This is a genomic window from Rhizobium centroccidentale, assembly GCF_030182565.1.
GTDB lineage: Bacteria > Pseudomonadota > Alphaproteobacteria > Rhizobiales > Rhizobiaceae > Rhizobium.
Genome location: NZ_JAQJCG010000001.1, coordinates 16,927 through 30,612 on the forward strand (window position 1 = coordinate 16,927; position 13,686 = coordinate 30,612).

A 13,686-nucleotide genomic window follows, 5' to 3' on the forward strand; every position below is an offset into this window, starting at 1 on the left:
TCCCTTCCAGCGCAAAGAGCCTCTTCATGCCCATAGCAGCTTCATCAGCCGTGCCCTCCGTACCCGTTGAAACCAATCGGGCGACGTTGCTTGCAAGAATACCCGATCTTGCCGCGGAGATCGCAAAAGGCGCTGCGCGTCGAGACCTCGAACGCGAGCTGCCCCATGAGGCTTTCAAGCTGTTCAAGGAGGCCGGCCTTGGCGCGTTGCGCATACCGACGGCGCTTGGCGGCCCGGGTGGATCGGTGCTCGATTATATCGAGATGGTGATGACGCTCGGTGCGGCCGATTCCAATGTTGCCCACGCGCTCCGCAGCCATTTCAATTTCACGGAAGCGCTGCTGCTCAATCCGAACAGTTCGCTCGATCGCACGCAGCTTGCTCGCGTCCTTGGCGGCAGGCTTTTCGGCGGCGCCCACACGGAACAGGGAACGAAACGCCCTGGCGAGGTCACGACGCGGCTCACGAAGACAGGCGAGAGTTACAGGCTCAACGGGCGCAAATGGTATGCGACCGGCACGGCATTCGCCGATTTCGCCTCCTTCAGCGCCAAGGATGATGAAGACCAGCTCGTCAGCGTGCTTTTGCCGGTCGACCGTAAGGGGATCAGCATCCTCGACGATTGGGACGGCATGGGTCAGCGTCTGACGGCAAGCGGCGGCGTGCTGCTCGACGACGTGGAAGTGCTGCCGCACGAGATTTCGAGGCGCGGGCTGAACACGCTGATCGGCAGGCACACGTCCACACTGCGCCAGCTTCATCTCGCCGCATCGATGGCGGGTGCGGTCCGCGGCGCACTGGCAGAAGGCACCGAATATGTACGCAGACAGGCGCGCTCGGCGGCTCACAGTGCCGCCGAGACGGCCAATGCCGATCCTTTCGTCCAGAAAATATTGGGTGAGATCGCGGCAAACTCTTTTGCCGTCGATACGCTGATCCGCGAGAGCGCCCGCGCGCTCGATCGGACGGCTGCCGCTTTTGCGGGCGATGATCCGCAGATCTTGGAGACGGCTTTGGTCGAAAGCGCGCTGACGACGGCGCGCACCCAGATCGTCGCATCGCAGCTCGCACTGGCTGCCGCGACCAATGTCTTCGAGCTCGGCGGCGGTTCGGCGACATCGCGGCATCTCAACCTCGATCGCCACTGGCGCAACATCCGCACGGTGCTCAACCACAATCCTCTTCTGCACAAGGCCCGGGTTGTGGGTGACTATTACATCAACGGCACCACGACGCATCTGGAAGAAGGCAAGGTCTTCTGAGCCATGCACATAGACCTGCATTCCCATCATTCCGTCGTCATCGTCGGCGGCGGCTTTGCCGGCGCATTAACGGCGATCAAGCTGCTCGACAAGACGGAGGTGCCGCTTTCGATCACGATATTGGAACCCCGCGAGGAGCTTGGGCGTGGCGTCGCCTATAGCACGACCGAGGTCGTGCATCTCGTCAATGGCCCCGCCGGCACCTTTTCGCTTCATCCGGAAGAGCCCGACCATCTGGTTCATTGGCTGGCGGAGAACGCGTCGCGTTACGGCTGGACGCCGCCTGCCGATATCGCAAGCAGTTTTCCGCCGCGCTACCTTTATGGAACCTATGTCCGCGATGAGCTGCGCCGGGCGATATCGACAGCGCGTTCCGGATCGACAGTCCGGCATGTCAGGGCTGCAGCGAGCAGCCTGACGTCCGCTCCGCACAGGGTGGAGATCACGACAAGTGAAGGCGAGACTATCGAAGCGGACGAGGTGGTTCTGGCCCTCGGCGTCTTCCAGCCCGATCTCGCGCGACAGGAAGCATCCGTCACCCGTCATCCCGGTTTTGCGGCATCTCCGTGGGATGCCGCAGCCCTCGACCGCCTGGTGGAAGCAGACGAGATCTTGCTCATCGGCTCGAGCCTGTCGATGGTCGATGCGGTCGCGAGCATGGAAGCGCGAGGCTTCCAGGGCCACTATCAGGTCATATCCAGGCGTGGCCAGTTCATAGAGGATCGGCGCAATGCCGCACTGGAGCGTGATTTCCTCGCGGAGAGACCGCTGCCGACCACCGCGCGGTCCTTACTCTCGATCGTCAAGGCCGAACGTCGCGCACTGGCGGCCGAGGCCAAGGATTGGCAGGCGTTGCCGCTCGCCATCCGTCCTTACATTTTGCCGTTGTGGCAAAAGGCTGACGATGCCGAGAGATTACGGTTTGCCCGTCACCTGCGGGCATTCTGGGATGTTACGGCGCATCGCGCCGTACCTGACAGCTATCGTGCCGTCTCCAAGGCGATTGCCGAAGACCGGCTCCGGCACCGGCACGCGCGATTGCTTTCTATGAAGCCGGCCGGCCGTTCGATCGCGGCGACATTGAAAACGCGCTCGGGTACCGAGTCCCATTCTTTCGGCGGCGTCATCGACTGCCGTGGCCACCAGCTGCATGACTGGCGACGCATTTCCGATCCCTTCGTCAGGAGCCTCATCGAAAGCGGAGAGGTTCGCCCGCACAGCACCGGCTTCGGCATCGATGCCACGGAGCAAGGCGATGTCATTTCGGAAGAGGGGCGCGTTCATCGCAACATCAGCGCCATCGGTCATCCGCTGCGTGGTGTTGCCTGGGAGTCAAGCTCGATCTCGGAACAGCGGGTGCAAGCGATTGCGCTCGCCGATCGGATTCTCGGCAAACTGACACCGCTTGCCCTTGCCGCCTCATAAACCGGCATAAAAGAGGGGGGCGCCGCATCGCCCCCTTCAAGCAGAACGGGCTGCTTCTTGGTGTCAGCCTTCACCCTCCTTGATATAGACATCGGCGAAATTCGACTGCACGCCTTCCGCGCCGATCGTGTGGTTTTTGACGCGCTTGTTGAAGACCGTGACGTTTTCGAGTGAGATCAGATTGATGACGGGCAGCTCGCCGGCGATGATCTTCTGGAAGTCGTTGAATTCCTGCTTGCGCTTTGCCTCGTCGACTTCGATCGAGGCGGCCTTGAGCAGCCGGTCGACCTCCGGATTCTGATAGTGGCTGGCATTGGAGAAGGGCAATCCGAGCTTGAAGTTCTTCGACCAGTAGATGCGCTGCACGCCGAGCGTCGGATCGAACTGGTTGCCGAGATATTCCGCCGTGAGATCGAAGGCGCGCTCGGTATAGACCTTCTGGATGTAGGTGGAGAAGTCGTAGGAATCGATCCTCGCATCGATGCCGATGCGCGCAAGGTTCTGCTTCAGATATTCGGCAACGCGCTTGAAGCCTTCATTGTAGGAATTGTGCGTCAGGCGAAGTGAGAAACGGTTGCCGCTGCCGTTTCGCTTGTATCCGGCTTCGTCAAGCAATTGCTCGGCCGCCTTGAGATCGAAGGCATAGGGCTTGATCGCGGTATTCAGATATTGCGGCAGGAAGGTGCTGATAGGAGTTGGCGAGACGTGGCCATAGCCATACCAGACCGTATTGAGGATGACGTTGAGGTCGATCGCATGCGCGATCGCGCGACGCACGCGAACATCCTTCAGATATTCATTGTCGAGGTTGAGGATGAGTTGTGTCTGGTCGCCCTTCGTCTCGTAGCCGCGGGAATCGATGCCGATATTCGGCAGCGCCTTGATGCGCTCGAGATCGGCGAGCGGAATGGGATTATCGCTGCCAAGATCGAATTCACCGGTTTCGAAGCCGGCTGCTCGAGCGGCACCATCGGGCACGAAGCGAACCACGACCTGGTCGAGGTAGGGTTTGCCGGCATCCCAATAATCGGGATTGCGTTCCAGGATGATATGCGAGCCGCGCACCCACTCCCGGAAGACGAAGGGACCGGTGCCGATAGGGGCGCCACCGTTCGGATTGGTCGGAACATCGGCGATCTTGACGCCTTCATAGATGTGTTTCGGCACGATCGGAGATTCGGCCGCATAGAGCGCTTTCAGGAGGTAAGGTGCTGGCTTGGAGAGACGGAATATCGCCGTCAGCGGGTCCGGCGTGTCGACCGCGATGACATTGGCAAACGTGCCTCGTCCGCGCGGATGAACCTGCTTGAGGAGTTCGATCGAATAGGCGACGTCGGCCGAGGTGAAGGGCTTGCCGTCGTGCCATTTGACGTTGGGTCTGAGTTTGAACGTATAGGTGAGACCGTCTGAGGCCACCGACCATTCGGTCGCGAGCTGCGGCTTCGGCACGAGACCGAAATCGTAGGTGAGCAGACCCTCGGTGATCTTCGGGCTGATCTTCTGCGTACCGCCGGCGGTATGAGCGAGTGCCAGGATGGTCGGCGGTTCGGGCTCGACGATGAAATTAAGCGTGCCGCCGCGCGGCGGTGTTTCGGCTGCACGCGCCGCAACGGTTGGCAGAAAGGTTGCTGCGGTCGAGAGCAGAAGCAGTTGATTGAAACGGCGGCGGTTGATGGTCATTCGCTTTCCTTGCCGGCTGAACGGATCGGTCCTTCGGTGAACCGCTGGCGGAGATGTCCGCGATCGGCGCATCTTCGGGTGCCCGGCCTGCAAAACGGAAGAATGTTTTTCTAATCGCCCGAGAAAGAAAAGCTTCGCCAGATGCCTCCGAAACGGGCCGGTCAAATCTTTTGTCTATTAAAAATATAGACTATTTTGCATTTTTAGTTTTTGCTTCCCGCATCCCGGCTAGGCATGGAAGAAAATATCCATCCGCTTGCCGGTAAACGCAAAGCTCGTTCTCGTCTTGAGATGGCCGATTGTGCTGCAATCGGCTTATGAACACGATTGCCGACACACGGAGAAAATCCATTCAGCCGACCTTGGCGCGACTGCCGCCATTGACCTCGCTGCGCGCTTTCGTGGCGACCGCGCGGCATCTGAGTTTCCTTGGCGCTGCTGAGGAATTGCACGTCACCTCGGCCGCCGTCGGCCAGCAGATCCGGCTTCTGGAGGACTATCTGGGGCAGTCCCTGTTTCACAGGGTCCGTGGTCAACTCCAGTTGACGGCCGCCGGCCTGGCACTCGTACCCGGACTGACAAACGCATTCGATGTGGTTCTGGCGACGATGACGCAATTCATCGCCAGCGATCACGATCTTCCGATCCGCGTATCGGTCGCGCCATCCTTCGCCAGCAAATGGCTGATCCCGAGATTGGAGGGTCTGAGGCAAGCAGCTCCCGGCTTGGAGATTCTGGTCGATGCCTCGACGCATTTGACCGATCTGAATACAGGCGACACGGATTGCGCCATCCGGTATGGCAGCGGCGTTTATCCCGGCCTTGTCGTCGATCACCTTTTTTCCGAGGCTGTGGTGCCGATCTGCAGCCCCGATTTTGCCGAGCGGCATTGGCTATGGAACGGCCCACAGGCGATCGAAGGCGTGCCTCTGCTGCACGAGGATGGCGCGGAGCATGATCATTCCTGCCCGGATTGGAATGGCTGGCTGCGGGCTGAAGGATTATCCCTGCGTTTGCCGCAGGGCGGCTTCCGTCTCAATCAATCATCGCTCGTCATCGATGCCGCGCTGACAGGGCAGGGACTTGGTCTCGGAAAAATCCGTTTGGCGGAGGCCGAACTGAAGGCCGGGCGTCTTGTCGCGCCGTTCGGCGGCTCACAAGCCGTGAACTTTTCCTATTTCTTCGTCACGACGCCCGCCAAGGAGTGTCTGATGCGCGTCGAATTGTTCCGCAACTGGCTTCAGGCGGAGGTCAAGGCCCTGCGGACAATCGGCGACATCCTGTCGCGCAACACATTGCGCAGGCTCGACATTGCCGCCGCCGAATAGCCGGCCGATTATTTCAGCCTGAAGCCGAGGCGGCGGGCCGCCACGCCGAGAAGGTGTCGTCCCTTCAGGGCTTCGACGGATCCGATCCTGTTTTTCACCTGCACCGTCCAATCAATGCGCGGCATGCGCTGTTCGGTCTGAAAATCCTGCAGGACGGTATTGTAATGCCGCAGGTCCTCCGACCGTCGGCGGTGATCATAGCGTTCATGGTGCAGTACCGTCGTTTGCGGCAGCCGCGGCTTGACGGCGGCCGATGTGGCGGGATCGGGGTAGCCAACCGTCAGGCCGAAAACCGGAAACACGCCTTCCGGCAATTCCAGTTCGCGCGCTACGGTTTCGGGATCGTTGCGGATGGCACCGATATAGCAGGTGCCGAGGCCCTGCGATTCCAGGGAAACGACGGCATTTTGCGCCGCGAGTGCAGCGTCGATGACACCGAGCAGGAAGCTTTCGACATAGTCGAGGCCATCGGCAGCAGACCCCTGATCCGCCGCGATGCGGCGTGGCCTCGAAAGATCCGCAAGCCAGATCAGCAAGAGCGGCGCCTGTGTGATCTGCCTCTGTGTTCCGGCAACGGCGTTCAGCTTTTCCTTGCGCGTATCGTCCCTGACGGCAATGACGCTCCAGGCTTGGAGGTTGGATGAGCTCGGTGCCGATTGGGCCGCGGCGATCGCGAGGTGGAGGATGTCATCCGGAATGGGCTTGGGCAGATAGTCGCGCACGCTACGGTGGGAGAGTAGCGTCTCGATCGTCTCGTTCCAGTCGGCGCCGATATGATGGCTGTTGCGATAGCGCTCGTTGACGAGAGCGGCGAGCCTGTCATCCTCCGGAAGCCTTGCGGTCGTAGCTGACGTCATGCTGTTTCTCCTTTATTCGGCGGCAATGGCATAAGGGTTGGCCGGCCGGGAAAGGCCGAGATGGTCCCGTAGGGTCCGGCTCGCATAGTCTTTCCTGAACAGGCCGCGGCGACGTAGGATGGGCACCACCTCGTCCACGAAGACCTCCAGGCCGTGCGGCAACACATCGGGCATCAGGTTGAAGCCATCGGCAGCGCCTGCCTTGAACCATTTTTCGATATCATCGGCAATTGCGTCGGGCGTGCCGACGATGGTGCGATGTCCGGTCCCGCCATTCAAGGCGCGGATGAGACCGCGCACGGTCAGTTTCTCGCGCTGCGCCAGGGCGAGGGTGGCGCGAAAGAAAGTGTGGCCACCATCGGCGGGCAGGGGAATATCATCCGGCAGGGGCTCATCGAGTTTCAGTCTGCCTGGATCGACCTGCAGAACGCCGGATAGGCGCGCAAGGCTATATTCCAGCGGAATGAGTTCGCGCAGTTCCTCCTGTCGCCGCCTGGCTTCCGCCTCGGTGCTGCCGATGATGGTGGCGAGACCGGCGAGCACCAAAATGCTGTCCGGAGCGCGGCCATAGCGAGCGCCTCTCGTTCGGAGGTCGCGCGCGTAATCGAGCGACTCCTCCAGGGATTGCGAAGCGGAGAACACCGCCTCGGCGTGCCGGGCTGCCAACTCCCGCCCATCATCCGAGGCGCCGGCCTGCACGATGACGGGATGTCCTTGCGGCGGGCGCGGGACGTTGTGGGGGCCATGAACGGAGAAATGTTTGCCGCGATGGGCAATCGCATGGACCTTGCTGGTGTCAACGAACCGCCCGCTTTCGACATCGCCTATGAAGGCGTCTTCCTCCCAGCTGTCCCACAGGGCCTTGACGACCGATGTAAATTCCTCCGCGCGCTCATAACGGCTTTGATGCGCGACCGGCTTTTCCAGGCCGAAATTCCGGCTTTGCGAGAGATCGGCGCTGGTGACGATGTTCCAGCCGACGCGGCCGCCGCTCGCATGGTCGAGGGTCGCGAAGCGGCGGGCGATATTATAGGGCTCGTTATAGGTAGTGGAAGCCGTGGCGATCAGGCCGATATGCTGGGTATGGGCGGCAACCGAGGCCAGCACGATGGTCGGCTCGAGAGATGTCAGCGGCCGGAAATCGACGCGATCGGAAATGGCGGCCTGATCGGCAAGAAAGATCGCGTCGAAAGTGCCGCGCTCGGCGATCCGGGCGACATTAATGTAGTGATTGATATCGAAGGATGCGCGCGGGTCGCTTCCCTGCATGCGCCAGGCAGCCGGCGAAAAACCGGAATGCAGGATGTTGATGTTGAGATGGAGTTCGCGTTTCCTGGTCACTGGAATATCCCCGGTTCTGGAAACTCGCCGTCCAGGAACCATGTTCCGACATTGCGGGTCTTGTATTCGGCGGGATTGTGCAGCGTGTGGATACGGACATTGCGCCAGAAGCGGTCGAACCCCAGCGGCCTGACGGCCGACCGTGCACCCATGACCTCGAAGATTTCGCTTGTGACCTCAAGGGCGACGCGGCCTGCAAGCACATTGGCTGAGGCGACTGTGATTGCCGCCTCGCCGCGCTCCTCTGCAGTGAGATCCTGCCCTTTCGCATAGACCGCATCGACGGCTGCAAGCGCCCGATCGGCAAGCGCCGTTGCCGCCTGTACCTTGATCCACAGCTCGCCATACTGTCTCTTGATCCACGGATCGTCGGAATGACGCTCGACGCCGGAATAAATCCAAGGGCGGGATTTCGTGACGGTATAGTCACGCGCCGCCGCTAATGCCCCTTGCGCGGAACCGACGAAGACGTTGAGAAGGACGCTCTGCTGCTGCAGGGGTGCCAACAGGGCGATCGGAACCTGCGGCCTGTCAGGCAGGATCTCACTCCCGTCGATCTCGACATTCTTGTAGAGGACACGGCCGCTTCCGGTCTGCCGCTGGCCGATCCCGTCCCAATCGTCGGTGATGGTGATGCCTTTGCGGTCAGCCGGAATATAGGCAAAGCTCCGCTTGTTTGTCGTCTCGTCTTCCCAAGCGACCGTCAGATAGTCGGCGACATGCGAGCCGGAGGCGAACGGCCTGAAACCGTTGAGAATGACCTTCCCATTTTCCTGCCGTCCGAAGAGGCTCTTGGAAAAGCTGTTCGTCGTATTGCCCCAGAACCAGCGACCCGCGGCCGAGCGGCGCAGAATGTCCTGGGATCGTTCATCGTGGAGCGTGGTAACGGCGTTTTGCAGCGGGCTGAAATGATAGCCGTAGAGATGACCGAGCGAGCCGTCCACCTTGGCGAACTCACGCACGATGCGCATGGCAGTGGAGTAGGGTTCGCCTGCACCGCCGAATTCCTTCGGAATCACCAGATTGACGAGGCCGCTTTCCTTCAGGAGCTTGATCTGCGCCTCGGGCCTACCGCCAGCTTGATCTCTCTCGATGGCATCCCGGGCGAATATGTCCCGCAATTCGACGGCCTTGGCGAGATAGGGATTCGATTTATCGGCCTCGAAGAGAGAGGGCAGAGGGTGGGGTGGCTCGAAGCCGTCGGGTTTTATGGTCATGACCCCTCGTCTCTAATGTAGGCGCGGAAAGCCGTGCCGTTCGGCAAGCAGCTCAAGGATGCGATCAGTCGAATTGACGAAGCGTGTTCCGTTCCAGTCACCGGCATCATCAGGCGGGTTTTCCGCGAGAATGAGAAGCGGCAGCGACTGGTTTTCCTCGCCGGCAACATCGATCACCTTTTGCCGCGGTCGCAGGAAGGCAACCCTTTCGACATCAATGGCGGATGCTAGGTCGGGGAACGAGGCGAGCAGTCCCTCGATCGCGTTGCAATAGGGGCAGACGAAGCTGACGCCGGGATGTTTCGGATCGGCAAAGCCGGGTGAAATGAGGAACAGTTTGTCACGAGCCACTTGGTCTTCTCCTATTCTGCTGCGACCGCATTGCCCGCGGAAAAACGATTGGCCGGACGCTTGAGCCCGAGATTTTCGCGCAGCGTCGTGCCTTCATATTCGGTGCGGAACAGGCTGCGGCGGCGCAGCTCCGGCACGACAAGCGTGATGAAATCGGCAAGTCCGCCGGGCATGATCGGCGCCATGATGTTGAAACCATCGGCGCCGTAGTTTTCGAAGCGTTCTTCCATCACGTCGGCGATCTGCGTCGGCGTCCCCACCACCTGCCAATGACCGCGGGCGCCGGCAATGCGAAGATAGAGTTGACGGATGGTCAGGTTTTCTCGGCGCGCGAGATCGAGCACCAGTTCCTGGCGGCTCTTGCCGGCATTGGTGACCGGCGGCTCGGGCGGCACCAGGCCGTCAAGCGGATAGGAACTGAGATCGACGCCGGTCAATTGCGAGAGGAGGTTAAGACCCACTTCCGGCTGGATGAGGTTCTGCAAGGCCTGGAATTTGTCTTCGGCTTCCGCCTCGCTTCGCCCGACGACAGGAAAGATTCCCGGCAGAATCTTCAAGTCGTCGGGCGAACGGCCATATTTGCCAAGCCGGCCCTTGACGTCGGCATAGAAGGCTTTTGCCTCGTCAAGCGTAATTTGTGCGGCGAAGATCGCCTCGGCGGTGCGCGCGGCCAGTTCCTTACCGGGCACGGAGGCCCCGGCTTGGACCACGACCGGGCGCCCCTGCGGCGAGCGCGGAATGTTCAGCGGCCCGCGCACCTTGAAGTGGCGCCCCTTGTGGTCGAGCCGATGCAGTTTTTCGGGATCGAAATAGCGGCCGCTCTCACGATCGCGAATAAAGGCATCGTCCTCCCAGCTGTCCCAGAGACCGAGCACGACGTCGGCGAATTCCTCAGCTCGGTCGTAGCGGTCGGCATGCAGGACCTGTGCGTCATGGCCGAAGTTGAAGGCGGCGTCCGGATCGGAAGAGGTCACGAGGTTCCAGCCGGCGCGGCCGCCGCTTAGACGGTCCAGCGAGCCGAACTGGCGCGCAAGGTTGAAGGGATCGGAAAAGCTTGTCGAGGCGGTGGCGATCAGGCCGATATTGCGGGTGACGCTGGCAAGGGCCGAGAGCAGCGTGATCGGCTCGAACGGATAGATGCCGCTATGCGCCTTCCGGCTTGCCGCATCAAGGTCCTTCAGACGAGCAGCAACACCGTCGGCAAAGAAGATGGTATCGAACTTGGCGGCCTCGGCGAGTTTCGCGAGTTCCAGATAGTTCTCGAACTCGGTCCCGACTGATGCCTCGGGATGCCGCCAGGCGGCGACATGGTGGCCGGTGAAGAGCAGGAAGGCGCCGAGCTTGATCTGATCCTTGCGTCTAGCCATGGGATGTCCTTTCAGCGATACATAGCCGGAACGGGGAATTCACCGGTCAGCAGCCATGTGCCGAGCGTGCGCTTCTTGTATTCGGCAGGATTGTGCAGTGTGTGGGTGCGCACGTTGCGCCAGAAGCGATCGAAACCGTTTGCAGTCGTTGCCGAGCGTGAGCCCATTACCTCGAAAATCTCGCTGGAGACGGCGAGCCCGACCTCACCGGCATAGAGGTTTGCCGTGGCGATATTGATAGCGGCAGCGCCACGATCTTCATGCGTCAGGCCCGGTCCCTGGTTGAAGGCCTCGTCGAGGCTGCGTGCGGCTTTGTCGGCAAGCTCGGTGGCTGCGAGCGTGCGGATGTAGAGATCGCCATACTGCCGCTTGATCCAGGGATCGTCGGTGTGTTTGTCGACACCTGAATAGATCCAGGGTCGGGACGATGCCGTCGTATAGGTCCGGCCTTCCTCCAGCGCTCCCTGTGCGCTGCCGACGAAGACGTTGAGCAGGACGCTTTGCTGCAGCAGGGACGTCAGCGACGTGTAAGGGGTCAGCGGAACCGCCGGAGAGCTGATAAGCTCGTCGTCGGCGATCTCGAGATTATGAAAACTCACCGTGCCGCTACCGGTCTGGCGCTGGCCGATGCCATCCCAATCATCTTCGATGACGATACCCTGGCGATCGGCTGGCACGGCCGCCGTCAGGCGCTCGCCCTCGGCATTTTCGAAGGAGATCTGAATGTAGTCTGATATGTGGGAGCCTGAGGAGAAGGGGCGCTTGCCGTTGATGAGCCAGCCATTGTCGATGCGCCGTCCCGATGATGTTTTCGACATGGCGTTGCCGGAATTGCCCCAGACGAAATTGCCCGCCGCGGAGGCTCTGAGCAGCCGCTCCCGCTGTACATCCGACCCCCGAAACAATACGAGGTTCAGGGGAAGGTGGTGGTAGCCGAAGAGATGTGCGAGCGAGCCGTCAGTGCGGGCAAATTCCCGCACGACCCGCAGGATGGAGAGCCAGGAAGCGCCGCGACCGCCATATCGGGTCGGGATCTGCGCCGAAGGCAATCCGCTCTCCTTCAGCAGGCGGATCTGTTCGGTCGGCCTGCCACCCAATCTGTCGCGCTCGACCGCGTCGCGGTCGAACGCCCGCCGGAGCTCGACGGCTTTTGCGACGAGGGGATCGAATGTGTCTGATGGGAAAGACATGTCTGCTCCACGCCCATGGATTTGAACGGCGCATCGCCGCTTTGAGGCATGAAGGGTTCGGTGATTGCAGACCCAAGTCCAGCAATATCTATTTGATCCGGTGGGAAGAAATTCTTTCCCTCTCTATCGGAAAAACTTGGGCGACCGCAATTTCCAGCCGTTACGAACAGTTGCCGTGAAACGATCTCCGCCGGTTCGGCATGTCGCGTGACGAACAAATCCGAACTGGCGGCGGTAAATAGAATATAATTTCTATAGATTATAATCTTTAACGTTTAGCCTCCTTCCGCAGCGATGATGGAGAAGACGATGGCGGGCAGACAAAGGCAATTGAAGCTCGGGGCTTTCCTTTATCCGACCGGGCACCACATTTCCGCCTGGCGGCATCCGTTGACGCAGGCTGATGCCGGTTCCAACTTCGTCCATTATGTCGAGCTTGCGCAAATCGCCGAAGCGGCCAAATTCGATCTGATCTTCCTGGCTGATGGTGTTGGTACCCGCGGAGACGATACCGAGGCGTTGCAGCGTACAGCGCAGCGCTATGTCGCGCAATTCGAGCCGATCACATTGCTCTCGGCACTGGCGGCGGTGACGAAGAATATCGGCTTCGTGGCGACCGCCTCGACGTCCTTTAACGAGCCCTATCATATCGCCCGCAAATTCGCCTCCCTCGACCATATCAGCGGCGGCCGCGCTGGCTGGAATCTGGTGACCTCCTCCAGCGATCATGAAGCGCATAATTTCGGCAGGGACGAACATTATGCCCATGCCGAGCGCTACGAACGGGCTGAAGAATTCGCGGATGTCGTTCTTGGCCTTTGGGACACCTGGGAGGAGGACGCTTTCCCCCGCAATAAGCAAAGCGGCATCTATTATGATCCGCAAAAGCAGCACATCCTCAATCACAAGGGTAAGCACTTCAAGGTGCGAGGGCCTCTGAACGTGTCGCGCACGCCGCAGGGCCACCCGGTGCTCGTGCAGGCGGGCTCGTCCGAGCCTGGAAGAGAGCTTGCCGCGCGCACCGCGGAAGTCGTCTTCACCGCTCATCAGACCATCGAAGATGCGAGAGCCTTCTACGCGGATATCAAAGGCCGCCTTGCGAAATACGGCAGGGACCGGGATGACCTCAAGATCATGCCCGGCATCTTCCCGGTCGTCGGCAGAACGCGCGGGGAAGCGCAGCAAAAATTCGCCGAACTGCAGGATCTTGTCCATCCGGTGGTCGGCCTTTCCCTGCTGAATGGCATGGCAAGCGGTGTCGATCTCTCCCAATATCCGCTCGACGGTCCCATTCCGGCTCTGCCTGAGACCAATGGCAGCAAGAGCCGCCAGAAATTGCTGCTCGATCTCGCCAGGCGCGAAAACTTGACGATCCGGGAACTTTATCTCCGCATCGCCGGCGCGCGCGGGCATTGGCAGATCGTCGGAACCCCGACTGAAATTGCCGATCAGATGGAGGAGTGGTTCAAGACGGGTGCTGCCGACGGCTTCAATGTCATGCCGCCGCAGCTGCCGACCGGTCTTTATGATTTCGTCGAGCATGTATTGCCGGAACTGCGGCGCCGCGGCCTTTTCCGTAGCGATTACGAAGGTTCGACGCTGCGGGAAAATCTCGGATTGAGAGTGCCTCTACATCCGGCGCGGCATGCCGTTGCTGCGGAGTAATCG

The 13,686-nt window shown here is 60.6% G+C and carries 11 protein-coding genes; 4 read left to right on the forward strand and 7 right to left on the reverse strand.

All coding sequences use genetic code 11. The features are described from left to right. The first annotated feature begins 26 nt into the window (after nt 1–26). Entirely contained in the window at nt 27–1,262 is a 1,236-nt protein-coding gene (locus PH562_RS00085) for an acyl-CoA dehydrogenase family protein (protein WP_285170730.1), read from the forward strand. 3 nt (nt 1,263–1,265) lie between these two features. After that, complete coding sequence (locus PH562_RS00090) at nt 1,266–2,687, forward strand: FAD/NAD(P)-binding protein (RefSeq protein ID WP_285170731.1); 1,422 nt, start codon at nt 1,266–1,268, stop codon at nt 2,685–2,687. Nucleotides 2,688–2,750: 63 nt separating this feature from the next. Here PH562_RS00090 and PH562_RS00095 read toward each other — a convergent pair whose 3' ends face one another. Beyond that, nucleotides 2,751–4,367: an ABC transporter substrate-binding protein gene (locus PH562_RS00095; protein ID WP_285170732.1), complete on the reverse strand. Its 1,617-nt coding sequence runs from the start codon at nt 4,365–4,367 to the stop codon at nt 2,751–2,753. A gap of 317 nt (nt 4,368–4,684) precedes the next feature. On the opposite strand from PH562_RS00095, the gene PH562_RS00100 reads away from it, so the two are divergent. Next, nucleotides 4,685–5,695, forward strand: a complete 1,011-nt coding sequence (locus PH562_RS00100) for a LysR substrate-binding domain-containing protein (RefSeq protein WP_285170733.1) — start codon at nt 4,685–4,687, stop codon at nt 5,693–5,695. Between the two features lie 8 nt (nt 5,696–5,703). On the opposite strand, the gene PH562_RS00105 is transcribed toward PH562_RS00100, so the two are convergent. Genes PH562_RS00105 through PH562_RS00130 form a run of 6 tightly spaced genes read right to left on the reverse strand, consistent with a single transcriptional unit; the run spans nt 5,704 to nt 12,018 of the window. Further along, complete coding sequence (locus PH562_RS00105; RefSeq protein ID WP_285170735.1) at nt 5,704–6,552, reverse strand: NADPH-dependent oxidoreductase; 849 nt, start codon at nt 6,550–6,552, stop codon at nt 5,704–5,706. A 12-nt stretch (nt 6,553–6,564) separates the two neighbouring features. Further along, nucleotides 6,565–7,893 (reverse strand): LLM class flavin-dependent oxidoreductase, encoded by a 1,329-nt coding sequence (locus PH562_RS00110; protein ID WP_285170736.1) that lies wholly within the window; start codon nt 7,891–7,893, stop codon nt 6,565–6,567. Next, nucleotides 7,890–9,110: an acyl-CoA dehydrogenase family protein gene (locus tag PH562_RS00115; RefSeq protein WP_285170737.1), complete on the reverse strand. Its 1,221-nt coding sequence runs from the start codon at nt 9,108–9,110 to the stop codon at nt 7,890–7,892. The genes PH562_RS00110 and PH562_RS00115 overlap by 4 nt, the downstream gene beginning before the upstream one ends. A 12-nt stretch (nt 9,111–9,122) precedes the next feature. Further along, nucleotides 9,123–9,461, reverse strand: a complete 339-nt coding sequence (locus tag PH562_RS00120; RefSeq protein ID WP_285170738.1) for a DUF3088 domain-containing protein — start codon at nt 9,459–9,461, stop codon at nt 9,123–9,125. Between the two features lie 11 nt (nt 9,462–9,472). Continuing rightward, a complete protein-coding gene (locus tag PH562_RS00125) occupies nt 9,473–10,828 on the reverse strand; it encodes an LLM class flavin-dependent oxidoreductase (RefSeq protein WP_285170739.1) in 1,356 nt (451 codons plus the stop codon). An 11-nt stretch (nt 10,829–10,839) separates the two neighbouring features. After that, nucleotides 10,840–12,018: an acyl-CoA dehydrogenase family protein gene (locus PH562_RS00130; protein WP_285170740.1), complete on the reverse strand. Its 1,179-nt coding sequence runs from the start codon at nt 12,016–12,018 to the stop codon at nt 10,840–10,842. Nucleotides 12,019–12,327: 309 nt separating this feature from the next. Between PH562_RS00130 and PH562_RS00135 the strand changes: the two genes are divergently transcribed. After that, a complete protein-coding gene (locus PH562_RS00135) occupies nt 12,328–13,683 on the forward strand; it encodes an LLM class flavin-dependent oxidoreductase (RefSeq protein WP_285170742.1) in 1,356 nt (451 codons plus the stop codon). Nucleotides 13,684–13,686 lie beyond the last annotated feature (3 nt).